Here is a 25057-nt window from a genome sequence, read left to right as displayed (position 1 = left end):
TCGGTGACGTGGTGGATCTCGCACCAGCCGGCGGGGACGCCGCAGCCGGGGATGATGCAGCCGCCGTCGCGGAGCGCGATCGCCCGGCGCTGGTACCGGTTGAACACGCGTTCCTCGGTGCCGAGCCGGACGATGCGGCCGCTGCCGGCGAGGGTGACGCGTTGGATGACGCCGGCGCAGGCGACGTGGCGGGCGGTGAAGATGGATGCGGGCTCGGCGGACCCTTCGAGCCAGGCCCGCCCGGTGCTCGCGGTGAGGTCTTCTTCGCGGATGGAGACGATGAGGGTGGGGGCGGCGCCGCCGATGGTGGGCAGGTCGCGGCTGGCGGCGGCGACGGTGAGCGCCGCGGCGAGGGCGTCGTGCAGCTTCTGCGGGCCGGTGCGGTCGTCCCGCGGGACGTCGTGGGCGGGAGGTGACTCCGTGTCGTGGAAGCGGACGGCGTGCGGGGAGGTGGTGGCGTCGTGGATGCGCACGAGTTGCGCGGCGACCTCGGGCAGCAGTGCACCGCGGATGGGGATGACGCCGTCGCGGGCGGTGCCGAAGGTGATGCCCCGCCTGCGGGCGGCGGCGTGCGCGTCCGGTTCGGCGCCGTCGGGGTCGAGGACCGCCGCCCACACCTGCGCCTGGACACGGAGCAGGTCCGCGCACGCGGGCGGGAGGCCGTCCGGGCCCTCGCCGCGGGCGGCCGCCGCGAGCAGGCCGTCCGCGGTCAGCACACCCTCGACGCCGACCCGGTCCCGCATGGCGAGCAGGGGACCGGCGACGGCGAGCACCCCATCGACCCCGGTCTCCGCGTCCAGCAGAGCGTTCCGCATCGCGGGCAGCCGTGCCGGCATCCCCGCTCCGGTGACCGGGTCCCATGCGAGCGCGGTGGCTTTCGCGGCGCGTTCGAGTTTCGCGGCGGTGTGCGGCCCGTTGCGGGTCAGGCGCTGGACGAGTTCGGTGACGTTGCGGCATCCCATCCGGGTGGTCAACCGCTCCTCCCGCACCGTCGAGCTCGACCGGTCGGCGAGTTCCCCGACCATCTCCACCAACAGTGCGTCGACGGCTCGGGCGAGGTCCCCGGCGCGGGCGATCGCCCCGACGAGATCGTCATCTGACGCCGCATGCACCCCGCCGCCTCGGGCGCCCGTGTCGATGAGCTCGCCGACGCTCAACCGCACCGCGATCAGGTCGTCGACGAGTGCGTTCATACCCCCATTCTGGTGAGAGCCTCCGACATTGAAACCCCAGGTCAAGGGGTTATTAACATGCCCTGTGGAAAGACGCCCTGAACGGGGGAGAACCCCCGCCTGGGGAGGAAACGGCGGCCGCATCCCCGCCGAACCCGAGACAAACTGAGACGATCAGCGCATGACCGGGAAGACCGCACTCATCACCGGCGCCGGCCGCGCCAACAGCATCGCCCACGCGACGGCGCTCGCCCTCGCCGACGACGGATGGGACATCGCGTTCACCACCTGGACCGCCTACGAGGCCCGCGTCCCGCTCGGAAGTGACCCGGAGCGGGGCGCGACGGAACTGGATGCAGAGCTCCGCCGGCGCGGCGCCGGATCCCTGCGGATCGAGGCCGACCTCGCGGATCCGGCCACCCCCGATCGCGTGCTCGCCGAGGCCGAAGCCGAGCTCGGGCCCGTCTCGGCGCTCGTCCTGTCGCACGCCGAGAGCGTCGACTCCTCGATCGCCGACACGACGGTGGAGAGCTTCGACCGCCACTTCGCGGTCAATGTGCGCGCGGCGTGGCTGCTCATCCGCGCCTTCGCGGCACAAGCGCCCGCAGATGGAGGCCGGATCGTGGCGCTCACGAGCGACCACGTCGTCCACAACCTCCCGTACGGTGCGAGCAAGGGCGCGCTCGACCGCATCGTCGAGGCCGCATCCGGTGAGCTCGCGGAACGCGGGATCACAGCGAACCTCATCAACCCCGGGCCGATCGACACCGGCTGGATGGATGCATCCACTCGCGAATTCCTGACCGCCAGGCAGCCGACCGGCCGTCTCGGGACGCCCGAGGACACGGCGCGCCTCATCCGCTTCCTCGCCTCGGAGGATGCGGCGTGGGTGACGGGCCAGCTCATCCACAGCGAGGGCGGCTTCCGGCGGTGACGTGAACGGCCCGACCCGTCTCCGCGGTGCGGAAGACTGAGGGGATGACTGCTGCCGACGCGATCGTCCCCGCCGAGTACCGCCGACTGCTGGAGGAGCCGAACTACGGCCACCTCGGCACGATCCGCCCGAACGACACCGTGCAGGTGAACCCGATGTGGTTCGAGTTCGACGGCGAGAACGTGCGGTTCACGCACACGACGTACCGTCAGAAGTTCCGCAACCTGCAGCACAACGACTCGTTCTCGCTGTCGATCATCGACCCGGAGAACCCGTTCCACTACCTCGAGGTCGCCGGCCGCATCACCGAGGTCGTGCCCGACCCGGAGGGCGCGTTCTACGTGCGCCTGCAGAACCGGTACGGCAACGACAGCCAGACGCCGCCGCGCGACAAGGCCGACCGCGTCATCCTCGTCGGCACGATCCAGCGCGCCACCAAGCAGTGACGCCGCCGGTCAGCGGGCGGTGGGGGTGAGCGCCTTGACGATCTCCTCGGCCTTCGTCCAGTACTGGGCGTAATACCCGGCATCCTGGTTCACCTGCACGGCGTGCGCGAGGGCGGTCGGTTCCATCGTCTTCCATCCGTCGACCTTCGTCGCCTTGATGAAGAACGCCCGTGCTGCTGTGTACGGGTCCATGCGGTCGGCGTACGAGCCCCACGCGCCGTTGTCGCGCTGCTGGAAGAGTCCGCGGCTGTCCGGGCCGGCGGCATCCCCGTAGTCGAGATTGCGCAAGTGGGTCTCGCCGATCGCCGTCATGACGCCGACCGCCTGCGTGTGCGGGCCGATCCCGAGGTCGCGCGCCGCGTTCATGATCTTCGCCGCGTTGACGAGCTGCGCCTGGCAGAAGCCCGCGACGGGACCGCGCGGCACGACGATCTCGCCGACCATCGCCGGAGCCGCCTTGGGGCACGGATTGATGGATGCCGACGCCGTCGACACCACGCCGGACACGATGCCGCCGGCGAAGATCAGGCCGACGATCGTCAGCACGGTGATGAGCAGCTTGCGCACGCGGCCTCCTTCCTGTCGGCGGTCTCGGGAACAGGTCGCGCCATCATTATGCGTGCGGCACCCGGCAACCGCCCGTGTGGACGCGCAGAGGATGCCTCCCTCTCAGCGGGCGCTGAGAGAACGCCCCGGTAGACTGGAGGTCGTGCCCGCTGATCGCCTTCATCTCGTGCGCCATGGGGAGGTTCACAACCCCGCGCGCGTGCTCTATGGGCGACTCCCGGGCTACCGCCTGAGCGTCGCGGGCCGGCACATGGCGCGGCAGGCCGCCGACTTCGTGCACGGGCTCGAGCGCCCGATCGGGGCGCTCGTGTGCTCGCCGCTGCAGCGCACCCGCGAATCGGCGGAGCCGTTCGAGGAGCTCTTCGGCATCGAACCGCTCGTCGACGAGCGCGTGATCGAGCCCACCAACGCGTTCGAGGGCAAGCGGATGAAGCGCGCCGTCCTCAATCCGCTCAACTGGCGCTACCTCGTCAGGCCTTCCGTCCCGAGCTGGGGCGAGCCGTACACGCAGGTCGTCGCACGCATGCAGGCGGCGATGGCGGATGCCTGGAACCGCACCGCGAGCGGCGACGTCGTCATCGTCTCCCACCAGCTGCCGATCTGGATCACCCACCTCGCCATCGCCGGCGAGCCGCTCAAGCACAACCCCGCGAAGAGGCGGTGCACGCTGTCGAGCGTCACGAGTTTCGAGGGCGGTCCCGGCTCGTGGGCCGAGGTCGCCTATGCAGAGCCCGCGGTCACCGCGGGTGCCGTGGATGTGGGGGCGGTATGACACTTCGACAGGCTCAGCGATCGGGAGCGGCCGGCGGAATCAGCCGGGGTGTGAAGGCCGCGGCATCCGTCGCCCTCGCCGTGCTGCTTGCCGGCGGGCTCGCCGCCTGCACGGGCGACAACCCGCTCGCCGCCCAGTACAAAGAGGGCAGCAACAAGGGGTTCGTCGCGGCCGACGGCTTCCAGACGAAGGAGATCGCGCCCGCCGACCGCGGTGACGCGGTGACGTTCACCGGCACGACGGATGCGGGCAAGACGGTCGCCAGCGGCGACTACGCCGGCGACGTCCTCGTCGTGAACTTCTGGTACGCCTCGTGCGGTCCGTGCCGGGCCGAAGCGCCGCGTCTCGACAAGGCCGTCTCGGATCTGTCCGGCAAGAAGGTGTCGTTCCTCGGCGTGAACATCCGGGATCAGGCGGAGACCTCGCAGGCGTTCGCGCAGACATACAAGGTGTCGTACCCCAGCATCATCGCGGTCAACGACGGCCAGGTGAAGTTCGACTTCTCCAAGGCGACTCCGCTGACCTCGACGCCGATCACGATCGTGCTCGACCAGAAGGGCCGCGTCGCGGCGCGCATCATCGGCGAGCTGCCGGAACCCTCCATCCTGACCACGATCGTGAACACCGTGCTCTCGGAGAACTCGTGAGCCTCAGCGGCCTCATCGCCGACGGGGCGCTGTGGCTCGCACTGCCGATCGCCGTCGCCGCAGGGCTGCTGTCGTTCCTCTCGCCGTGCGTGCTGCCGCTCGTGCCGGGCTACCTCGGCTACATCGGGGGAGCGGTGCAGCCGCGGGCCGGATCGGAGACGGGCGCGAGCACCGCGGCCGGGATGCCGGGCCGCCGCAGGCTCCTCCTCGGGGTGGTGCTGTTCATCGCCGGGTTCACCGTCGTCTTCGTGTCGATGACGATCCTCGGCGGAACCGTGGGTCAGTTCCTGCTGCAGTACTCCGACATCATCACGCGCATCCTGGGCGTCGTCGTGATCATTCTCGGCCTCGTCTTCATCGGGCTGTTCGGGTTCGCGCAGCGCACCGTCCATCCGCAGGTGCGCGGCGACATCGGCCTCATCGGCGCACCCCTGCTGGGCCTCGCGCTCGGCATCGGCTGGACGCCCTGCATCGGTCCGACGCTCGGGGCGATCATCTCGGTGTCGTGGAACCTCGGAGACCCGGCCCGCGGGGCGCTCCTGGGGCTCGCGTACTCGCTGGGGCTCGGCATCCCGTTCGTCCTCATCGCCCTCGGATTCGGCTGGGCGACCCGGTCGCTGACGTTCCTGCGTCGTCACATCCGCGCGGTCAACCTCATCGGCGGCAGCCTCCTCGTCATCCTCGGCGTGCTGATGGTGACCGGCGTCTGGACCGCATTCATGTCTCAACTGCAAGGGGTGATCGGCAGTGTCCCGCTCCCGCTCTGACGACCGCGCGACGAGCGCCGCAACGGACCCGCTGCGACCGGCGGACGCCGTCGACGGCGTGGAGACCGACGATTCCGTCACGTCGCCGAAGCTCGGCTTCGTCGGGTGGATGCGGTGGGGCTGGCGTCAGCTGACCAGCATGCGCACGGCGCTCGTGCTCCTCCTTCTGCTCGCGATCGCCGCCGTGCCCGGGTCGATCGTGCCGCAGCGCAGCGCCGACCCCAACGGCGTCGTGCAGTGGAAGCAGAACAACCCGTCGCTGTTCCCGATCCTCGACAAGATGCAGATGTTCGACGTCTACACGTCGGCCTGGTTCTCGGCGATCTACATCCTGCTGTTCATCTCGCTCATCGGCTGCGTCATCCCGCGGACGAAGCACCACTGGCAGGCGCTGCGCGCCCGGCCGCCGCGGACTCCGGCGCGTCTGTCCCGCCTTTCCGACCATGTCGAGTCGTCCACGACCCTGGCGCCCGAAGCAGACGGCGCGATCGCGGCGGAACACGCGATCGACGTCGCCCAGCAGCAGCTGCGGCGCGCCGGGTATCGCGTCGAGCGCTACGACGGCAAGGGCGTCTTCTCCGTCTCCGCCGAACGCGGGTACCTGCGCGAGACGGGCAACCTCGTGTTCCACGCATCCCTCGTCGGGGTGCTTCTCGCGGTCGGCATCGGCGGAGGCCTCACCTACACCGGCCAGCGCGTCGTCGTCGAGGGGCAGACGTTCGTCGACGCGCTGACGGACTACGACTCGTTCGACCCCGGGCGGTTCGTGAACTCCGACACCCTCACGCCGTTCACGCTGTCGCTCGACAAGTTCGACGTCACCTACCAGCCCTACGGCACCGCCGGCTCCGGCCAGGCGGGCGACTTCGTCGCGCACGTCACGACGCAGCTCGACGGCGGGACGCGCCAGGCTCAGCAGATCGAGGTCAACCACCCGCTGAGCATCGTCGGCGACCGCATCTACCTCCTCGGCAACGGATACGCCCCGACCGTGACGGTGCGCAACGCCGACGGCGACGTCGTCTTCCACGACTCGGTGCCGTTCCTCCCACAGGACGCCAACATGACGTCCCTCGGCGTCATCAAGGTCCCGGACGGACTGCCCGAGCAGCTCGGCCTCGTCGGCTTCTTCTACCCGACCAGCGTGAAGATGAGCACGGGCGCCTTCACCTCGGCCTACCCGTCGCTCGTGAACCCGATCCTCACGCTCAACGTCTACGCCGGCGACCTCGGCATCAACAACGGCACGCCCCGCTCGGTGTACGCCCTCGATCAGACCGGCATGACGCAGCTGACCGGCGGCAAGACCGGCGTCGACTCGATCGAGCTGCAGCCCGGCCAGACGGCGAACCTCCCGAAGGGGATGGGGACGATCACGTTCGACGACGCCTCACCGTCCGGTTCGACGGATGGCAGCCAGTCGGTCAAGCGCTTCGTGTCGCTGTCGATCCACCACGACGCAGCCGGTCCGTGGGTGCTCGTGTTCGCGATCTTCGCGTTGGCGGGGCTCATCACGGCGCTCTTCGTGCCGCGCCGGCGCATGTGGGTGAAGGCATCCACGTCGGGCCAGACCCTGAAGCTCGAATATGCGGGCCTCGCGCGCGGCGAGGACCCGACTCTCAAGGCCGCCGTGGAGGCGGTCGCGGAGAAGCACGCCGAGGCGCTTCAGGCGCCTGAGACGGCCTCCGCTCCCTCGGAATCCGCGGAACCCCGGAAGTAGACTCCTACCATGCCATCGCTCGATGAGATCTCGATCCTGCTCGTCTGGACGGCGGTCGCGATCTACGCGCTCGCATTCATCGCCTACGCCGTCGACTTGTCGAAGCGCTCGGCACTCTCTCTCGAGGCGAAGGATGCGGCGGAGCGCGAGGCATCGCGCCAGCTCGTCGCCGCAGGCGCGGTCGCGAGCACGTCGTCCGTCGCGGGCGGTGCTCCCGCCGGTGCTTCCGCCGTGGACGCCGCATCCACCATGCGCGCGGAAGAGCGTGCTGCCGTGCAGGAACTGAAGGCCCCGCTGTCAGAGCGCCCGCGCTACGTGTGGGCTCGCATCGGCACCGCGCTCGTGTGGCTCGGCTTCCTCTTCCACGTCGGCGCCGACATCACGCGCGGCGTCGCCGCCGGCCGCGTGCCCTGGTCGAACATGTACGAGTTCGCCCTCACCGGCACGATGCTCATCGTCGCGGTGTACCTCGCGGTGCTGTTCCGCTACGACCTGCGCTTCCTCGGCTCCTTCATCACCGGCCTCGTGGTCCTGCTCCTGGGCGGGTCGATGCTCGGCTTCTACGTGAAGATCACGCCGCTCATGGACCCGCTCAAGAGCGTGTGGCTCGTCATCCACGTGTTCGTGGCATCCCTTTCCACTGCCATCTTCGCGATCGCGTTCGGCTTGTCGGTGCTGCAGCTCATGCAGACCCGGCGGGAACGGAAGATCCTCGAGGCCGTCGCGGCGGGACCGGATGCGGCGCCGGCGAAGACCGGGCCCGGGTTCCTGCGCACGCTGCCGGGTTCCGACGCGCTCGAGTCGCTCGCCTACCGCTTCGCGATCATCGGCTTCATCGGCTGGACCTTCACGCTCATCGCCGGATCGATCTGGGCCAACGACGCGTGGGGCCGCTATTGGGGCTTCGACACGAAGGAAGTCTGGACCTTCGTCATCTGGGTGCTCTACGCCGGCTACATCCACGCCCGCGCGACGCGCGGCTGGCGCGGCACGCGCTCGGCGTGGCTGTCGATCGTCGGCTTCGCGGCCGTGATGTTCAACTTCACGATCGTGAACATGTTCTTCAAGGGCCTGCACGTCTACAGCGGCCTGCAGTAAGCCGTCTCCATCGACCGGGCGCCGCGGATTCCGCGGCGCCCGGTCTCGTTTCGGCAGGCCCGTTCCGTCGCCATCACGCGGGTTCGCGACGGATGCGGACGGGGCTGGATGTGGGTGTCCTGATTCGGCTCGCACGTTTCTTCGCTTCGTGCCCCGTATGCGGCGAATCGGGACGGGTGGCCGGCGGAAGCGCGCCGTCTCCCTCGGTTCGGGTCAGCCTAGCCTCGGCCGTCGTCGGGTCGTTCCGCGGGCGCTCCGGATCCGCGGGCGGCCTGAACGAGGGGAGGAGTATCGACGAGCGGAGGAGCGAAACGCGTGGATGCATCCTCCCTTCGTCGAATCCCCTCCGCTCATTGAAGAGATCGCCGCCGACGGCGCAGAGCCCGCGAACACGAGTCGCCGTCCACCAAGGGATGGACGCCGACTTCGCGCTGCGCTCAGACGACCTGCGCCGTGAGGACCTGGCGGGCCGACACCGTGCGGCGGCGGGTCACCGCGATGATCGTCGCGATGAACGAGAGACCTGCCCAGACGATGAGCCCGACGATGGCGCCGCCTACGCCGCCAGAGGTTCCGAGGACCCCCAGCATCGCCGTGTAGGCGGGCGACGTCGGCAGGATGCCCGCGATCGTGCTCAGCACCGGCGGGACCGTCGAGACGATGCCGGTGGCGACGACGAGAGCGCCGACGAGCGCCGAGATCCACCGTCCCGCTCCGCCGAAGACCGCCACGAGCGCCTGGTTGACGGCGGCGAAGGCGACGCCTGCGATGACGCACACGGCCGCGAACAGCGACCACGTGCCCCAGTCGTACGAGGCGGCGATCTGCACGACCCCGGCGACGAGCAGGCCCTGCACGGCGCCGATGGCGGCGCCCGGTCCGTACGATCGCAGCGCGATGAGCGCCGACGGCCGGCGCGAAGTCAGCGCTCGCCGCGAGACCGCCTGCACGGCGATGTATGAGCCGAGTGCGCCGAACCACAGGGCGAGCGTCGCGAGCAGCGGGATCGCCGACGTGCCGAAGAGCGACGTGCCGGTGCCCTTCGCGACGACCGGGGTAGCGACCACCGTGGCCAGGTCCTTCGCCTGGTCGTCTGTGTACCGCGGGACCGAGGTCGCGGCCTTGTCGAGGCCGTCGGCGAGGGAGGTGACTCCGCCTGCGAGCTGCGTGACGCCGTCTGAGAGGCTTTGCGCGCCGGAGGCGAGCTGCGTCGCTCCCGAGGAGAGCTGGTCAGCACCGGATGCGATCCCGCCCGCGCCGCTGCCGAGCTTGCGGGCGCCGTCGGCGGACTGGGTCGTCCCCGCGGCGAGCGCGGACAGACCGCCCGCTAGGTCGTTCGTCTTGCCGGCGATCGTCGTCAGCCCGCCGCTCGCGCCCGTGGTCAGCTGGTCGATCCCGGTCGACGTCTGGGTGGCGACGTACTGCGTGGTGCCTGCGTCTGTGGCTACTTGCTTCGCCTGCACGAGCGCGTCGCTCAAGCTCTTGCAGAGGGCGGGATCGGCGGGCGCGGGGGTCGCGCAGGAGGTCTGCAGCATCCCGCCGATCGACTCGGCGAGTGCCGTCGCATCTTTCGTCGTGGTCTTCGCGTATCCGACCGTCGCCTCGCCCGCGCCGGTCGCGGACGACACCTTCCCGGAGATCTCAGTCAAGGCCCCGGCGATCTGCGCCGCCCCGCCGGACGCATCCTTCGTGTGCGACGCGATCGAGTCGAGCCCCGAGCCGAGCGCGTTCGCGCCCGACTGCAGCTGCGATGCACCGGAACCGAGCTGTGAGGCCCCGGAGGCGAGCGACGTCGCTCCGGAGGGAAGCTTGGCCGAGCCGTCGGCGGCCTGGTGCGCGCCATCCGCGAGCTGCGAGGCGCCGGAGGCGGCCGTGCCCAGGTTGTCGCCCAGCGTCGTGAATCCGAGGAATACCTTGTCGAGGTACGTCTCGGTGAGGGTCGTCCCCATGACGGATGCGGCGGTCTGGGTCACCTGCGACGTGATGGCCTCGTCCACGATGAGGGCGTCGGGCGACGTCGTCACGCGGATCGTCGCCTGCTCCGGCGAGGTCCCCGTCGTCGAGGTGGCCGCGGCGGAGAAGCCTTTCGGGATCGTGATGACGGCCTGGTAGGTGCCGTCCTTCAGGCCGGCCGCCGCATCCTTCGTGTTCGAGATCGTCCAGTCGAGGTTGCTGTCGAGCTTGTCCGAGCCCTTCACGAGCCCCGCGGTGAGCTGTCGTCCGAGCGGCACGTACTGGCCGTTGATCGTCACCGGCTGGTCGTTGTTCACGATCGCGGCGTGCATCTGGTCGAGGCGGCTCTGCGGGTTGTAGAGCGCCGCGACGAGGAGTCCGCCGATGACGACGGGCAGCAGGATGACGCCGATGATCGTCAGCCACGTGATGGGACGGCGGCTGCGGGCGCGTTCGATCGGGAGGGTCATGCGGTCACCTCAACGGAGTTCGAGAGATCGAGTTCGGGAAGATCGGTGGATGCTGCGGCAACGGCGAGCACGGGCGCATCCGTCCAGCCGGCGTCGTCGAGCAGAGCCTGCGCGGCAGCCGCGTCGGCGGCCGAGACGATGACTGCCCGGGGATGGACGGATGCCGCATCCTTCATCGCCGCGATGGCTTCGGGCCGCACGTCCGGCGCGCACAGCGCCTCCGCGTGGTCGATGACGACGATCGGCGCATCGCCGCGGAGGGCGTGGCGCAGGTCCTCGATCGGCAGCCGGGAGCGCTGCAGGAGCGCGACGCCGACCTGTCCGCGCACCCACGATGCGCGGGCGGGCAGCAGGTGTCCGCCGACCTTGATGCGGCCGTCTGTCGGGGACAGGCGCCCTGCGATCGTGAGCAGCAGCGCCTCGGTGGTCTGCTGGTCGGGGGACGTCACGACGAGGGCCTGGCCGGGATCGACGCGCAGGGCGACGTCGCTGTAGAGGGTCTGCCCGCCCTCGATGAGCCACAGATCCTCCGCGACGACCGCGGCCTGCGTGTCGGGCTCGGGCCAGCCGGCGAGCGCGCGCTCGCGCACCACTGCCTCGCCCTCGATGTCGAAATGGGGGAGGACCCGTTCGAGCCAGCGTGGCATCCACCATGCGTTGTCGCCGAGCAGGGCCATGACCGCCGGGATGAGCGTCATGCGCACGAGGAACGCGTCGATCGCGATGCCGGACGCGAGGCCCAGCGCGATCGGCTTCAGCGACGAGTCGCCCTCAGGCACGAAGGCCGCGAACACGGCGAACATGATGATCGCGGCCGCGGTGACGACGCGGGCCGACGCCGAGAAGCCCGACCGCACGGCGCCGACCGCCATGGCGCGGTCGCTGAATCCATGGGCATCGCGCCGGGCGTGGACGTAGTCCTCCCGCATGCGCGTGACGAGGAACATCTGGTAGTCCATCGCGAGGCCGAACAGCACACCCATGAGGATGATCGGCATGAAGCTGATAATCGGCCCGACCCTCGTGACGTGCAGCGCGTCCGCGCCGACCCCGTGGATGAACACGGCCGACACGATGCCGAACGCCGCGGCGACGGACAGCAGGTAGCCGAGCGCTGCCGTGATCGGAACCCACACGGATCGGAAGATGATCGCGAGGAGCACGAGCGACAGGCCGACGACGAAGATCGCGAACGGCAGCAGCGCGCCGCCGAGGCGGTCGGAGATGTCGATGCCGACGGCCGTGAAGCCCGTCACCTTGATGTCGACGCCGTACTTCTTGAGGATGTGGTCGTGTTGTGCGCGGATCTCGCGCACGAGGTTCGCGGTCGCCACCGAGTCCGGTGCCGAGTCGGGGATGATCTGGACGATGCCGGTGTCTGCGGTCTGGTTCGGGGTCGCGAGGGCGATGGTCTTCACGCCGGGGAGCTTGCCGAGGTCGTCGCCGAGGTCCTTCATGAGCGTGAGCGGGTCGTTCGACGTGACGATCGTGCCGGTGACGATGAGCGGGCCGTTGAAGCCTGGCCCGAAGTGCTCGGCCACGAGGTCGTACGACTGGCGAGCCTGCGACTCCTTCGGAAGCTGGCCGGCGTTCGGCAGCGCGAGGGCCAGGCTCAGGGCAGGCAGGGCGAGGAGGCCGAGCCCGACGACGACCGAGATGGTCGTGACGACGGGGTGCTTCGTGACGAGCACGACCCAGCGGTTCGGACCCTTGACCTTTGCGCGCTTGCCCTCGGCGCGGGGGCGGCGACGCCATCCGACGACGCGTCCCTTGACGAAGCCGAGGAGCGCCGGCGTGAGGGTCACTGCCACGAGGACGGCGATGGCGACGGCGACGGATGCGGCGATCCCCATCGTGGTCAGGAACGGGATGTTGGCGAAGCTCAGACCGATGAGGGCGATGAGCACCGTGATGCCTGCGAAGACCACCGCGGAGCCGGCGGTGCCGGTCGCACGGGACGCGGACTCCTCCGGATCCATGCCGGATCTGACCTGATCCTGATGTCGGGCGATGATGAAGAGGGCGTAGTCGATCCCGACCGCGAGCCCGAGCATCAGGGCGAGCAGCGGTGTCGTCGACGAGACCGACGCGAACGCGGTGGCGATGAAGATGAGCGCCATCGACAGGCCGACGCCGAGGAGCGCCGTCGCGAGCGGCAGGCCCGCGATCACGAAGGAGCGGAACGTCACGACCAGCACGGCGAGGGCCACGAGGAGGCCCACCGCCTCGATGAGCGAGACCCCGGGGACGGACGTCGCGAACAGGTCGCCGCCGAGCTTCACGGTGCTGCCCTGGGGCAGCTGCTTCGCGAGATCGTCGACCTGCGATTGGAGCGCGGCCTTCGTCTCCTTGCTGATGTTGGTCGACTGCCCCTGGAACTGCACCCGGACGATCGCGGCGGTCTTGTCGTCCGAGACGAGTCCGGTCACGTGCTCGTCGTAGGGACTGGTCGCCGCGTTCACCCCGTGGAGCTTCTCGAGCTCGTTCACCGAGGCGATGACGTCGCCCTTGTAGGGCTCGTCGGTGACCTTGTCGCCGGGGGCTGCGACCACGATGTACTGTGCGCTCGTGCCGCTCGCCTGCGGGAAGGTGCGGCTCAGCTGCTCGAGGCCGGCCTGCGCCTCGGTGCCCGGGATGGAGAATGAATTGTCCGTGCCCTTGGCGAACAGGGCGACCCCGCCGCCTGCCAGCACGAGCAGCAGCAGCCACGAGATGAGCACGCGCCACGGGTGCCGGTACGACCAGCGACCGAGCGTGGACAAAAGAGTGGACACGGAGCCTCCGGATCGCTTCAGGACTGTTCGATACGACGCTGTATCCGATACATACGTGTATCGTAGATGGTGAGCGCTGGGCAAATCTGAGTGCCGGGTGTGAGAATCGCGTGCGGAGGTGGCGATCAGGTGACAGACGTGAAGACAGCCACGCGCAGTCGAGAGAACACCCGCGCGCGGCTCATGGATGCTGCGTTCGAAGTGTTCGCGGAGGTCGGGCTGGATGCGGCATCCGTCGAGGCGATCTGCGACCGTGCCGGCTTCACGCGCGGTGCGTTCTACTCGAACTTCGACTCGAAGGACGAGCTCTTCCTCGACCTCGCCGCGCGTGTCGCATCCGCCCGCGTCGAGTCGGTGCAGAGCCGGATCGGCGGGCTCGTCGCGGCAGGCCCCGAGGGCTTCGACGAGGGCGAGATCGCATCGATCCTCGAGCAGGTGCTCGACGTCGGCGCGGACGACCGGCTGGGCGTGCTCCTCATGAGTGAGATCCGCATTCGGGCCCTCCGTGACCCGGACGTCGCGCAGGCCTTCCTCGCGCAGGACGCTGCGATGCAGCGCAGCATCGCACAGATCATCACGGATGTCGCGACGATCAAGGGCATCGGTCTGCGGATGGATGCCGGGCAGGCGGCGCTCCTCATGCTCACCGTGTGGGAGTCCTCTGCCGTGCGCGCGCTCATCCAGGGCGTCGCCGACGAGTCGCAGGGCGGCGAGGCCGCGCTCCGCGCCGCCGCGAGCGTGCATCTGAACGAGGTCGCCCGCCTCATCCTCTGCTGAGCGCGCGCACTCTGCGTTTTGTCTCGGTCGTTCCTCCCTCGCTCAACGACCCGAGGATAGGAGTGCTCGGGGGCTCATCTCGCGCCGGTCGTTGAGCAAGCGCAGCGAGACGAAACGCATTGAGCCAACGTCGCTGCGTTTCGTCTCGGTCGTTCCTCCCTGGCTCAACGACCGGGGTAACCGGTCCATCACGCGGCGGTCGCTGAGCGAGCGAAGCGAGACGAAACGCAACCAGGACAGCGTTTGCAGTCCGAGCGTCATCGGGTGCCTGATTCCTTAACTTTCTGCGTGTAAGCGCTTGCACCTCGCGTAAACCTTGCGCTAGCTTCATCCTCGACCGCGCGTGCCGACGCGCCCTCCAAGGAGTCGACGATGACACTCTTCCCCCGCAGACTCGTGACGGCTCTCGCGGCCGCAGCTCTGCTCGCAGCCCCCTTCGTGGCGGTCCCGGCCGCCACCGCCGCGGAAACGCCCGCCGCATCCGCTCCCGCATCCGCCCCCGCGGCGCGCGACGTGACCGCGCACCTGTTCCAGTGGCCGTGGAAGTCGGTCGCCGAGGAGTGCAAGCACGTCCTCGGACCGGACGGCTACGGCGCCGTCCAGGTGTCGCCGCCGCAGGCGCACGTCGAGCTGAAGGACCAGGGCTTCCCGTGGTGGCAGGCCTACCAGCCGGTCTCCTACTCGCTGCAGAGTCGCTACGGCACGCCGAAGGAGTTCGCGCAGATGGTGGACTCCTGCCACAAGGCGGGCGTGCGCGTCTACGTCGACGCCGTGCTGAACCACATGAGCGGTCAGCCGAACGGCGGCGTCGGCAGCGACGGCTCGGCCTACGGGTACTACGACTACCCGGGCCTCTACTCGTACGACGACTTCCACCACTGCGGTCGCAACGGCAACGACGACATCGCGAACTGGAACGACCGGTGGGAGATCCAGAACTGCCAACTGCTCGGGCTCTCCGACCTCGCCACCGAGACGGAGCACGTCCGCGCGACGCTCGCCGGCTACCTGAACTCGCTCCTCGCCGTCGGGGTCGACGGCTTCCGGTTCGACGCGGCGAAGCACATCCCGGCCGCCGACCTCGAGGACATCACGTCACGCCTCACGCGTCCTGCGTACATCTACCAGGAGGTGCTCGACGGCGGGCCGATCCCGAAGAGCGAGTACCTGCCCGTCGGCAGCGTCATCGAGGACCGCTACGGCAGCCAGATCTCGCGCGTCTTCAAGACCGGATCCCTGTCGTGGCTCAACATGTTCGGCGAGGCGTGGGGTTTCAACGCCTCCGCGACCTCGGTCGTCTACACCGACAGCCACGACACCGAGCGCGACACGTCCGGCGGGTCCGTCACCTACAAGGACGGCGCGCTGAACGACCTCGCCACCGTGTTCGAGCTCGCTTGGCCGTACGGGCACCCGCTCGTGCTGTCGAGCTACCACTTCACGAGCACGGATGCCGGTCCCGTCTCCGACGCGAACGGGAATGTCCTTCCGGTCGCGTGCAACACGGCGACGTCGGGCGTCGGCGGCTGGCTGTGCCAGGACCGGGCCGACTCGACGGTGGGCATGGTGGGCTTCCGCAACACGACGGCGGGCACCGCGGTGACGCGGTGGTGGAGCGACGGATCGGATGCCATCGCGTTCGCCCGCGAGGGCGCCGGCTACGTCGCGATCAACAAGGAGAGCACGTCGCTCACGCGCACGTTCGACACGGGCCTTCCCGCCGGCACGTATTGCAACCTCGTGACGGGGCACGTCGTCGGCAACCACTGCACCGGCCCGTCGGTGACGGTGCAGGCGGACGGCTTCCTCTCCACGACGGTGCCGGGTCTCTCGGCGCTCGCCATCTCGAAGGACTCCCGCGTCTCGAAGACGACGGCGGCGGCCGCGGCATCCGTCGCTTTCACCGCCTACGTGTCGGTCGACGCCGGCCAGAAGCTCGTCGTCGTCGGAAGCGACCCCGCGCTCGGCGCGTGGGACCCGGCGAAGGGCCTCGCGCTGTCCTCGGCGAGCTACCCGGTGTGGCGGGGCTCCGTCGCGATCCCGGCGGGAACGTCGTTCGAGTACAAGTACGTCAAGGTGTCGGCGTCCGGCGACGTCGTGTGGGAGTCGCGGTCGAACCGGACGGCGACTGTGCCCGCCGACGGCGGACTCGCATTCAACGACGGCTGGAACGCCGGCGCGACGGTGGATGCCTCGGTCACCCTGCACGCGGCGCTCGACCCTGGCCAGTCGGCGTACATCGTGGGCGGCGTGCCGGCGCTCGGCACCTGGAGCCCGGCCGCGGCGATCCCGCTGACGGATGCCGGCAACGGCACCTACACCGGGACGGTGACGCTCCCCGGCTCGACGACGATCGAGTACAAGTACATCCGGAAGGATGCCGCGGGCAACGTCACGTGGGAGAGCGACCCGAACCGTTCCGTGACGACGGGATCCGGCGGGTCGATGACGCTCGACGATACCTGGCGCTGAGCAGGTCGCCGCGTTCCTCGCTCAACGGCCCGCGAATGTAGCCATCCGTGCGGGTCGTTGAGCGAGCGAAGCGAGACGAATCGTGGTGAGCCCCCGGGAGTCGATGACCAGCCGGTCGCCGAGCTTGTCGAGGCGTCGCCCCTTTGCTGCTCAGAGGTCCCGACCCCTCGAGAAGCTCGGGGACCGAAGGAGGCTCTGGGGCCGAAGGAGACTCTGGGGCCGAAGGAGGCTCGGGGACCAGGGGCTGCTCGATACCGAGGATCAAGCGTCGAGGATGTTCCAGCAGCGCTCGAGGCGCTCCAGCCACCAGGTGCGGCGGTCGGCGGATGCGGCCAGCTCGTCAAGGCGCGCGGCATCAGGGGTCACGCGGTGCACCGGGAGGACCCCGTCGACGACGGCGTAGTCGGCGACATCCGCCGTGAACAGCGACCCTGTGCCGAGTCCGCAGTCGTAGTCGAGCGTCGGGAGGGCCGCGGCGAGGGCGACCCCCATCGAAATGCCGACGGCGGTGTCGAGCGCGCTCGAGACGACCGCGGGGAGCCCCGCCTCGGCGACGATCTCGAGCGCGCGGCGGACGCCGCCGAGCGGCTGCGCCTTCACGACGAGCAGGTCGGCCGCACCCGCGCGGGCGACTGCGAGCGGGTCGGACGCCTTGCGCACGCTCTCGTCGGCGGCGATGGGGATGCCGGCGTACTTCACACGCCGCCGCACGTCCGCGAGTTCCTCCACCGTCGCACACGGCTGCTCCACGTACTCGAGGTCGAACTCGGCGAGCGCGTGGATCGCGCGCTCGGCCTCGTCGACGTTCCACCCGCCGTTGGCATCGACGCGGACGCGCCCCTCCGGGCCCAGCGCCGCGCGCACCGCGCGCACGCGGGCCACGTCGTCGCCGAGCGTCTGGCCGGTCTCGGCGACCTTCACCTTCGCGGTGCGGCAGCCGTCGAAGCGGGCGAGCACGCCGGCCACGGCGGAAGCCGGCACCGCCGGGACGGTGGCGTTGACGCCGACGGACCTCCGCACCGCGGGAGGCCGCGGCATCCACGCGTCGTCTATGGCGGCTGCAAGCCAGGCCGAGGCCTCCGCATCCCCGTATTCGACGAACGGGGAGAACTCGGCCCACCCCTGCGGCCCCTCGAAGAGCAGCGCCTCGCGGACGTCGACGCCGCGGAACCGCGTCGCCATCGGGAGGGCGACGACGCGGGCCGTGTCGAGCAGATCGGAAAGCTCAGGCAGAGGATGCATGAACACATCCTGACTCTCAGCGGACTCATGTGACAGTCATGACATGCTCTCGCCCGTGACGGACCTCTCGTACCTGCAGGCGATCGTGATGGGCTTGCTCCAGGGCGTGACTGAACTGTTCCCGATCTCGAGTCTCGGACACTCGATCCTGATCCCCGCGTGGCTCGGCGGGAGCTGGGCGGACCTCGTCACGCAGGGTGACAGCCCGGGACACACACCCTTCCTCGCGTTCGTCGTCGCGCTCCACGTCGCGACCGCGCTGGCGCTCCTCCTCTTCTACTGGCGCGACTGGGTCGTCGTGGTGCGAGGGTTCTTCACGTCGATCCGTCACCGCTCGCTGCAGGCGCCGGGGGCACGCCTCGCGTGGCTCATCATCATCGGGACGATTCCGGTCGGCATCGTCGGGCTCCTCCTCGACAAGCCGCTGCGCGTGCTGTTCGCGACGCCCCTCGTCGCCGCGATCTTCCTCACCGTGAACGGGCTCGTGCTGCTGGCCGCGGAGCTCCTGCGCCGCCGCCAGGAGGTCAAGGCGCAGCGCGTCGCCCGCGCGTCCGGCTCGCGCGCGGATGCACGGAAGGCCGCCCCTCGCCGCATCGACGACCTCGGGCTCGGTGAGGGCGCGCTCATCGGGTCGGCGCAGATCCTCGCCCTCCTCCCGGGCATCTCGCGCTCGGGCACGACGATCTCGACAGGGCTCGTCCGTCGTCTCGACCACGAGAGCGCCGCGCGGTTCGCCTTCATGCTGGCGACCCCCGTCATCCTCGCCGCGGGACTTCTGAAGATCCCCGAGCTCCTCGCGCCGGACGCCCGCGCCATTCTCGGCCAGGTGCTCGTCGGGTCCGCCTGCGCGTTCGTCGCCGCCCTCCTGTCGGTGGCGTTCCTGTCGCGCTGGTTCCACACGCGGACGCTCTACCCGTTCGTCGTCTACTGCCTGATCGCGGGCGTCGTCAGCGTCGTCCACTTCGCCTGATCGATCGTTTCAACAGGCTGGTCGTTCGCAGCGACTCGCCGGTCTTCGTCGTCCCCGTCGGCGCGTCGCCAGTCTTCCGTAACGGCGGCGGAGGTCGCGATTCGCAAGCCGTGGACATCTGTTGCAATATTGTGTGACGCACACTATCGTGTGATGCGTGAGCACCGATGAGACCCTCGACACGCACCTGCAGGAGCTGCGGCGCGGCACCGTGGTCCTCGCGTGCCTCCGCCTGCTGACGACGCCCGGCTACGGCTACGGCCTGCTCGAAGAGCTCGCGAAGCGCGGCTTCGCGACCGACGCGAACACGCTGTATCCGCTGCTGCGACGTCTCGAGAAGCAGGGCCACCTCGAGAGCGAGTGGAACACCGAAGAGGCCAGGCCCCGCAAGTTCTACCGCACGAGCACGGCGGGCCGGGCGCTCGCCCGCTCGCTGACCGACGATTTCCGCGCGATCGCCACGGCGATCGGCGCACTCCCTCAGGAGGACTGACATGGATGCGGCAACCCTCACCGATCGCTACGTCGACGCTGCGATGCGCACCGTCCCGGAGAAGCAGCGCGAAGACCTCGCCGCCGAACTGCAGGCGTCGATCGCCGATCAGGTCGACGCCCGCATCGAGGGCGGAGAAGCGCCGGAAGCGGCCGAACGTGCCGTGCTCACCGACCTCGGCGACCCCGACAAGCTCGCCGCGGGCTACACCGGCCGCATCCTGCATCTCATCGGCCCGCGCTACTACCTCGACTGGTGGCGCCTGCTGAAGCTGCTGCTGTGGACGGTGCCCGCGTGCGCCGCCTTCGGCATCGCGCTCGGCCAGCTGATCTCCGGCGCTCCCGTCGGAACCGTCATCTGGCAGGCGCTGTTCGGTGCGGGGCAGACGATCCTGCACGTGTGCTTCTGGACGACGCTCGTCTTCGTCCTCCTCGAGCGCACCGGGCACGAGACGATGGACCCGAGCACCTGGACGCCCGACCGCCTGCCGGAGCCGAGGCAGAGCGGCGCCCGGATCACCGATCTCGTGGGCTCTCTCGTCTGGCTCGCGATCATCGCCGGCGCGGTGATCTGGGACAGCATCCTCGGGCTCACCTACCTCGACGGGCAGTGGACGCCGTTCCTCGACCCGGCCCTCTGGCCATGGTGGATCGTCGGTCTGTTCGCCCTCCTCGTCGCGGTCGCCGCCGTGAACGTCGCGGTCTACCGGCGTGGGGCCTGGACGTACCGCCTCGCGACGCTGCACGGCATCCTCGATCTGATCGGAGCGGGCGGTGCGCTGTTCCTGCTGGCGAACGGCCGACTCGTCAACCCCGACGTCGTCGCTGCGATCGCCCGCACCGGCGGAGCCGACCTTCCGCACATCCTGGGCGCCCTCCTTGCCGTGGGCATCGCCGGGATCGCCCTGTGGGACGCGATCGACGCGTTCCTCAGGGCGCGCCGGGCCGCCTGAGGACCGGGGTCGGAACGCGAACCGGTCCCCGAAACGCGAACCGGTCCCCGAGCCTGTCGAGGGGTCGTAGCCGTGCAGCAGCTACGACCCCTCGACAAGCTCGGGGACCGACGGTCGCTGGGACCGACGGTGCTCCGGGGACCGACGGTGCTGGGACCGACGGTGCTCCGGGGACCGACGGTGCTCCGGGGACCGACGGTGCTCCGGGGACCGACGGTGCTGGGGCCGACGGTGCTCGGGGAGCGACGGCGGTCGGGGACCGACGGTCACACGCGCCGGCGCGGGATGCTGCGCCCGTAGGCTGGTCGCATGCTCCTCGACACCCCGGTGCGTCTCGGCGTGCAGCTCCAGCCGCAGCATGCGATGTACGCGAACATCCGCGACGCCGTCCGCCGATACGAGGATCTGGGCGTCGACATCCTCTTCAACTGGGACCATTTCTTCCCGCTCTACGGCGACCCCGACGGCCTGCACTTCGAAGCCTGGACGATGCTCGGCGCCTGGGCCGAGCAGACCGAGCGCGTCGAGTTCGGATCCCTCGTAAACTGCAACAGCTACCGCAACGCCGACCTGCAGGCCGACATGGCCCGCACGCTCGACCACATCTCCGGCGGGCGGTTCATCTTCGGCACGGGCGGAGGCTGGTTCGAGCGCGACTACGACGAGTACGGCTACGAGTTCGGCACGCCGGGCACCCGTCTGACCGACCTCAGCCGCGGGCTCGCCCGCGTCGAGGAGCGGTGGGCGAAGCTGAATCCGACGCCGGTGCGCCGCATCCCGATCCTCATCGGCGGCAAGGGCGAGCAGAAGACCCTTCGTCTCGTCGCCCGCCACGCCGACATCTGGCACAGCTTCGTGCGTGCCGAAGAGCTCGCCCACAAGATCTCGGTGATCGAGCGCTGGGGCGAGACCGAGGGGCGCGACACCTCGGGCATCGTGATCTCGAACGAGCTGCGCAACCGCGACGTGGCGCACGCCGACGCGCTGTACGCGGCCGGCACGCGCCTGTTCACCCTGGGGGTCGACGGCCCCGACTACGACGACGATCTCGTCCGCAGCTGGCTGCGCTGGCGCGACGCGAAGAACGGCTGATCATGGCAGGCCCCCGTTTCGCCCTCGATATCGACGGCGTCCCGCGTCCGGCACGTTCGCAGGCGCTGCTGGATGCCGTCCACAGCCGCGTCGTCATCGCCGACGGAGCGATGGGCACGATGCTGCAGCGCCACGACCTCTCGGTCGACGGCGACTTCGAGGGCCTCGAGGGCTGCAACGAGATCCTCAACGTGACGCGCCCCGATGTCATCGCCGGCATCCACGACGCCTACTACGCGGTCGGCGTGGATGCGGTCGAGACCAACACGTTCGGCGCCAACTGGTCGAACCTGTCCGATTACGGCATCGACGATCGCATCGAGGAGCTCGCCGAGAAGGGCGCCCGCATCGCACGCGAGCGCGCGGAGGCGGCGGAGGATGCGGACGGCCGGATGCGGTGGGTCCTCGGGTCCATGGGGCCCGGCACGAAGCTCCCGTCGCTCGGGCACACGACGTACGACCACCTCAAGCAGACCTTCGCGCTGCAGGCCGAGGGGCTCATCGACGGGGGAGCGGACGCCTTCCTCGTCGAGACCTCGCAGGACCTCCTCCAGACGAAAGCGGCCGTCAACGGATGCCGGCAGGCGATCGTCGCCCGCGGCATCCGTCTGCCGATCTTCGTCGAGGTCACGGTCGAGACCACCGGCACCATGCTCATGGGCTCGGAGATCGGCGCCGCTCTCACGGCGCTCGAGCCGCTCGGCGTCGACGCCATCGGGCTCAACTGCGCCACCGGTCCCACCGAGATGAGCGAACACCTCCGCCACCTGTCGAAGCACTCGACGGTGCCGATCGCGTGCATGCCGAACGCGGGTCTTCCCGTGCTCGGCGCGGACGGGGCGTCGTACCCGCTCACTCCCGCCGAGCTCGCCACCGCGCACGAGCAGTTCGTGCGCGAGTTCGGACTGGGGCTCATCGGCGGATGCTGCGGCACGACGCCCGAACACTTGGCAGCTGTGGTCGAGCGGATCAATCCTGACGGGTCGTTGAGCGAGCGAAGCGAGACGAAACGCGATGAGCCTGCGGACGGTTCCTTGCGTTTCGACTCGGTCGTTCCTCCCTCGCTCAACGACCGATCGGTCGAGATCGACGCGGGCGTCGCATCCCTCTACCAGCACGTGTCGTTCGATCAGGATGCGTCGTACCTCGCGATCGGCGAGCGCACCAACGCGAACGGGTCGAAGGCGTTCCGCCAGGCGATGCTCGAGGAGCGCTGGGACGACTGCGTCGAGATCGCGCGCGAGCAGATCCGCGTCGGCGCGCACCTGCTCGACGTGTGCGTCGACTACGTCGGACGCGACGGGGTCGCCGACATCAGGGAGGTCGTCTCGCGGTTCGCGTCGGCATCCACGCTCCCGCTCGTGATCGACTCGACCGAGCCGCCGGTCGTGCAGGCGGGCCTCGAGCTCATCGGCGGGCGCCCTGTCGTCAACTCGGTCAACTACGAGGACGGCGACGGCCCCGACAGCCGCTTCGGCCGCATCATGCCGCTCGTCAAGGAGCACGGCACCGCCGTGGTCGCGCTCACGATCGACGAGCACGGCCAGGCGCGCACGACCGAGGGCAAGGTCGCGATCGCATCCCGGCTCGTCGACTCGCTCACCGGCGAATGGGGGATGCGGGTCGAGGACATCATCGTCGACTGCCTGACGTTCCCGATCGCCACCGGCCAGGAGGAGACGCGCCGCGACGCCATCGAGACGATCGAGGCGATCCGCGAGATCACGCGCAAGTACCCCGGCATCCACACCACCCTCGGCGTCTCGAACGTGTCGTTCGGGCTCAACCCGGCCGCGCGCATCGTGCTGAACTCGGTGTTCCTCCATGAGGCCGCCGATGCGGGGCTGTCGTCCGGGATCATCGATGCGGCGAAGATCGTGCCGCTCGCCTCCCTCCCCGACGAGCAGCGGCAGGTCGCGCTCGACCTCGTGTGGGACCGCCGCGAGTACGACGCCGAGGGCAACGTCACCTACGACCCGCTCTCGACGATGCTCGACCTGTTCGCGGGCGTCGACACCGCGGCCCTGCGCGACCAGCGTGCGGCGGAGCTCGCGGCGCTCCCGGTCGGCGAGCGCCTGCAGCGGCGCATCATCGACGGCGAGGGCAAGGGGCTCGAGGCCGACCTCGACCTCGCCCGTGCGGACGGGATGAAGCCTCTCGCGATCATCAACGACCATCTGCTGGAGGGCATGAAGGTCGTCGGCGAGCGCTTCGGCGCCGGCGAGATGCAGCTGCCGTTCGTGCTGCAGTCCGCAGAGGTCATGAAGACCGCCGTCGCGCTGCTCGAGCCGCACATGGAGAAGTCGGATGCGTCGGGCAAGGGCCGCATCGTCCTCGCGACCGTGCGCGGCGATGTCCACGACATCGGCAAGAACCTCGTCGACATCATCCTCACGAACAACGGCTACGAGGTCATCAACCTCGGCATCAAGCAGCCGATCGCCGACATCATCGCGGCCGCGGAGGAGCACGACGCCGACGTGATCGGGATGTCGGGCCTCCTCGTGAAGTCGACCGTCGTCATGAAGGAGAACCTGCAGGAGCTGCGGGCGCGCGGGCTCGGCCGTCGTTGGCCCGTGATCCTCGGCGGCGCCGCCCTGACGCGCGCGTACGTCGAGGACGACCTCGCCTCGCTGTTCGACGGAGAGGTCCGCTACGCGAAGGACGCCTTCGAGGGCCTCGCGCTCATGGAGCCGCTCGTGCGCATCGCGCGCGGGTCGGACCCTGCAGAGGTCGGCCTGCCGCCGCTGAAGAAGCGCATCCATCGCTCCGGGACTCTGCTCACGTTGACCGAGCCCGAGGAGATGCCGGCCCGCTCCGATGTCGCCGCCGACAACATCGTGCCCGCGCCGCCCTTCTGGGGAACGCGCATCGTCCGCGGCCTCGCGCTCGCGGACTTCGCGGCGTTCCTCGACGAGCGCGCGACCTTCATGGGGCAGTGGGGCCTCAAGCCCGGCCGCGGCGAGGACGGCCTCACGTACGAGCAGCTCGTCGAGCGGGAGGGCCGGCCGCGCCTGCGGTACTGGCTCGACCGCATCCTGTCGGAGGGGATGCTGGATGCCTCCGTCGCCTACGGCTACTTCCCCGTGGTGTCCGAGGGGGACGACGTCGTGGTGCTGCACCACGCGGACGATCCGACCGGGGTGCTCGGCACGCCGGGTCTGCTGGCCCCCGACGGGGGCTCGGGCGGCCCGATCGGCACCGACCGCCTCCGCTTCTCGTTCCCGCGTCAGCGCCGTGACCGTCACCTGTGCCTCGCCGACTTCGTGCGCTCGCGCGAATCCGGCGCGGTGGACGTGCTGCCGGTGCAGCTCGTCACCGCGGGGGCGGCGATCGACCAGGTCACGGCGAAGCTCTTCGCCGAGGACCGGTACCGCGACTACTACGAGCTCAACGGACTCGTGATGCAGCTCACCGAGGCGCTCGCGGAGTTCTGGCATGCTCGCATCCGCTCCGAGCTCGGCTTCGCCGCGGAGGAGCCGGTCGAGAAGGCGGGTCTGTTCAAGCTGGAGTACCGCGGCGCGCGCTTCTCACTGGGCTACCCCGCGTGTCCGGAGATGGAGGACCGCCGCAAGGTCGTCGAGCTCCTGCGTCCCGAGCGGATGGGTGTGGAGCTCAGCGAGGAGCTGCAGCTGCACCCCGAGCAGTCCACGGACGCGTTCGTCTTCCACCACCCGGAGGCGAAGTACTTCTCCGTGTGAGTCGGCGGCGGCCCGCTGCGTTTCGTCTCGCTCTCTCA

General features: G+C 69.7%; 19 protein-coding genes. 14 read left to right on the top strand and 5 right to left on the bottom strand.

The window, feature by feature from the left end; translation table 11 throughout:
* On the bottom strand, positions 1-1193 hold a 1193-nt coding region (locus tag QSV35_RS20010; RefSeq protein ID WP_286290784.1), incomplete at its 3' end, for an HNH endonuclease signature motif containing protein.
* Between the two features lie 160 nt (positions 1194-1353).
* Between QSV35_RS20010 and QSV35_RS20005 the strand changes: the two genes are divergently transcribed.
* Together QSV35_RS20005 and QSV35_RS20000 are read left to right on the top strand one after the other, a co-directional pair.
* Complete coding sequence (locus QSV35_RS20005) at positions 1354-2106, top strand: SDR family oxidoreductase (RefSeq protein ID WP_286290782.1); 753 nt, start codon at positions 1354-1356, stop codon at positions 2104-2106.
* Positions 2107-2150: 44 nt separating this feature from the next.
* Positions 2151-2552 (top strand): PPOX class F420-dependent oxidoreductase, encoded by a 402-nt coding sequence (locus QSV35_RS20000; RefSeq protein WP_286290779.1) that lies wholly within the window; start codon positions 2151-2153, stop codon positions 2550-2552.
* 9 nt (positions 2553-2561) lie between these two features.
* Here QSV35_RS20000 and QSV35_RS19995 read toward each other — a convergent pair whose 3' ends face one another.
* Positions 2562-3119 (bottom strand): hypothetical protein, encoded by a 558-nt coding sequence (locus QSV35_RS19995; protein WP_286290778.1) that lies wholly within the window; start codon positions 3117-3119, stop codon positions 2562-2564.
* Positions 3120-3261: 142 nt separating this feature from the next.
* On the opposite strand from QSV35_RS19995, the gene QSV35_RS19990 reads away from it, so the two are divergent.
* The 5 genes from QSV35_RS19990 to ccsB are packed head-to-tail and all read left to right on the top strand — an operon-like array spanning position 3262 to position 8123.
* Positions 3262-3891, top strand: a complete 630-nt coding sequence (locus QSV35_RS19990) for a histidine phosphatase family protein (RefSeq protein WP_286290777.1) — start codon at positions 3262-3264, stop codon at positions 3889-3891.
* Positions 3888-4538, top strand: a complete 651-nt coding sequence (locus tag QSV35_RS19985; protein ID WP_286290775.1) for a TlpA family protein disulfide reductase — start codon at positions 3888-3890, stop codon at positions 4536-4538. Before QSV35_RS19990 ends, QSV35_RS19985 begins: the two co-directional genes overlap by 4 nt.
* Positions 4535-5305, top strand: coding sequence for a cytochrome c biogenesis CcdA family protein (locus QSV35_RS19980; RefSeq protein WP_286290773.1), 771 nt, complete (start codon positions 4535-4537; stop codon positions 5303-5305). The genes QSV35_RS19985 and QSV35_RS19980 overlap by 4 nt, the downstream gene beginning before the upstream one ends.
* Positions 5286-7025: a cytochrome c biogenesis protein ResB gene (resB, locus tag QSV35_RS19975; RefSeq protein ID WP_286290772.1), complete on the top strand. Its 1740-nt coding sequence runs from the start codon at positions 5286-5288 to the stop codon at positions 7023-7025. The genes QSV35_RS19980 and resB overlap by 20 nt, the downstream gene beginning before the upstream one ends.
* 9 nt (positions 7026-7034) lie before the next feature.
* Entirely contained in the window at positions 7035-8123 is a 1089-nt protein-coding gene (ccsB, locus tag QSV35_RS19970) for a c-type cytochrome biogenesis protein CcsB (RefSeq protein WP_286290771.1), read from the top strand.
* A 437-nt stretch (positions 8124-8560) separates the two neighbouring features.
* Here the strand turns inward: ccsB and QSV35_RS19965 are convergent, their stop codons facing one another.
* Entirely contained in the window at positions 8561-10546 is a 1986-nt protein-coding gene (locus QSV35_RS19965; RefSeq protein WP_286290770.1) for a YhgE/Pip domain-containing protein, read from the bottom strand.
* Entirely contained in the window at positions 10543-13320 is a 2778-nt protein-coding gene (locus QSV35_RS19960) for an efflux RND transporter permease subunit (protein ID WP_286290768.1), read from the bottom strand. The genes QSV35_RS19965 and QSV35_RS19960 overlap by 4 nt, the downstream gene beginning before the upstream one ends.
* 138 nt (positions 13321-13458) lie before the next feature.
* Between QSV35_RS19960 and QSV35_RS19955 the strand changes: the two genes are divergently transcribed.
* Entirely contained in the window at positions 13459-14097 is a 639-nt protein-coding gene (locus QSV35_RS19955; protein WP_286290766.1) for a TetR/AcrR family transcriptional regulator, read from the top strand.
* Positions 14098-14469: 372 nt separating this feature from the next.
* Entirely contained in the window at positions 14470-16569 is a 2100-nt protein-coding gene (locus tag QSV35_RS19950; RefSeq protein WP_286290765.1) for a carbohydrate-binding module family 20 domain-containing protein, read from the top strand.
* Between the two features lie 261 nt (positions 16570-16830).
* Here the strand turns inward: QSV35_RS19950 and QSV35_RS19945 are convergent, their stop codons facing one another.
* On the bottom strand, positions 16831-17811 hold the full coding sequence (locus QSV35_RS19945; RefSeq protein ID WP_286290764.1) for an o-succinylbenzoate synthase: 981 nt from the start codon (positions 17809-17811) through the stop codon (positions 16831-16833).
* Between the two features lie 43 nt (positions 17812-17854).
* On the opposite strand from QSV35_RS19945, the gene QSV35_RS19940 reads away from it, so the two are divergent.
* The 5 genes from QSV35_RS19940 (at position 17855) to QSV35_RS19920 (ending at position 25019) form a co-directional block, all read left to right on the top strand.
* The gene (locus QSV35_RS19940) at positions 17855-18781 is read left to right on the top strand and encodes an undecaprenyl-diphosphate phosphatase (RefSeq protein ID WP_286290762.1); all 927 of its coding nucleotides are present in this window, start codon (positions 17855-17857) and stop codon (positions 18779-18781) included.
* A gap of 157 nt (positions 18782-18938) precedes the next feature.
* The gene (locus tag QSV35_RS19935; RefSeq protein WP_286290761.1) at positions 18939-19274 is read left to right on the top strand and encodes a PadR family transcriptional regulator; all 336 of its coding nucleotides are present in this window, start codon (positions 18939-18941) and stop codon (positions 19272-19274) included.
* A gap of 1 nt (position 19275) precedes the next feature.
* The gene (locus QSV35_RS19930) at positions 19276-20226 is read left to right on the top strand and encodes a permease prefix domain 1-containing protein (RefSeq protein ID WP_286290760.1); all 951 of its coding nucleotides are present in this window, start codon (positions 19276-19278) and stop codon (positions 20224-20226) included.
* A gap of 309 nt (positions 20227-20535) precedes the next feature.
* Positions 20536-21318, top strand: coding sequence for an LLM class F420-dependent oxidoreductase (locus QSV35_RS19925; protein WP_286290759.1), 783 nt, complete (start codon positions 20536-20538; stop codon positions 21316-21318).
* A gap of 2 nt (positions 21319-21320) precedes the next feature.
* Positions 21321-25019, top strand: a complete 3699-nt coding sequence (locus tag QSV35_RS19920; RefSeq protein WP_286290757.1) for a methionine synthase — start codon at positions 21321-21323, stop codon at positions 25017-25019.
* The last annotated feature ends 38 nt before the right edge of the window (positions 25020-25057 follow it).

Origin of the sequence: Microbacterium candidum (genome assembly GCF_030315975.1) — a bacterium.
Lineage (GTDB): Bacteria > Actinomycetota > Actinomycetes > Actinomycetales > Microbacteriaceae > Microbacterium > Microbacterium candidum.
Note: the sequence above shows the minus strand (reverse complement) of the source record. Positions and strands in the feature narration are given on the sequence as shown.

Bases quoted from the DNA above. Each gene is read 5' to 3' on its own strand.
- QSV35_RS19965 (WP_286290770.1), bottom strand. From the start codon at position 10,546: ATGACCCTCCCGATCGAACGCGCCCGCAGCCGCCGTCCCATCACGTGG.
- QSV35_RS19950 (WP_286290765.1), top strand. From the start codon at position 14,470: ATGACACTCTTCCCCCGCAGACTCGTGACGGCTCTCGCGGCCGCAGCT.
- QSV35_RS19925 (WP_286290759.1), top strand. From the start codon at position 20,536: ATGCTCCTCGACACCCCGGTGCGTCTCGGCGTGCAGCTCCAGCCGCAG.
- QSV35_RS20000 (WP_286290779.1), top strand. From the start codon at position 2,151: ATGACTGCTGCCGACGCGATCGTCCCCGCCGAGTACCGCCGACTGCTG.
- QSV35_RS19940 (WP_286290762.1), top strand. From the start codon at position 17,855: ATGCTCTCGCCCGTGACGGACCTCTCGTACCTGCAGGCGATCGTGATG.
- QSV35_RS19930 (WP_286290760.1), top strand. From the start codon at position 19,276: ATGGATGCGGCAACCCTCACCGATCGCTACGTCGACGCTGCGATGCGC.
- QSV35_RS19920 (WP_286290757.1), top strand. From the start codon at position 21,321: ATGGCAGGCCCCCGTTTCGCCCTCGATATCGACGGCGTCCCGCGTCCG.
- QSV35_RS19945 (WP_286290764.1), bottom strand. From the start codon at position 17,811: ATGCATCCTCTGCCTGAGCTTTCCGATCTGCTCGACACGGCCCGCGTC.
- QSV35_RS20005 (WP_286290782.1), top strand. From the start codon at position 1,354: ATGACCGGGAAGACCGCACTCATCACCGGCGCCGGCCGCGCCAACAGC.
- ccsB (WP_286290771.1), top strand. From the start codon at position 7,035: ATGCCATCGCTCGATGAGATCTCGATCCTGCTCGTCTGGACGGCGGTC.
- QSV35_RS19985 (WP_286290775.1), top strand. From the start codon at position 3,888: ATGACACTTCGACAGGCTCAGCGATCGGGAGCGGCCGGCGGAATCAGC.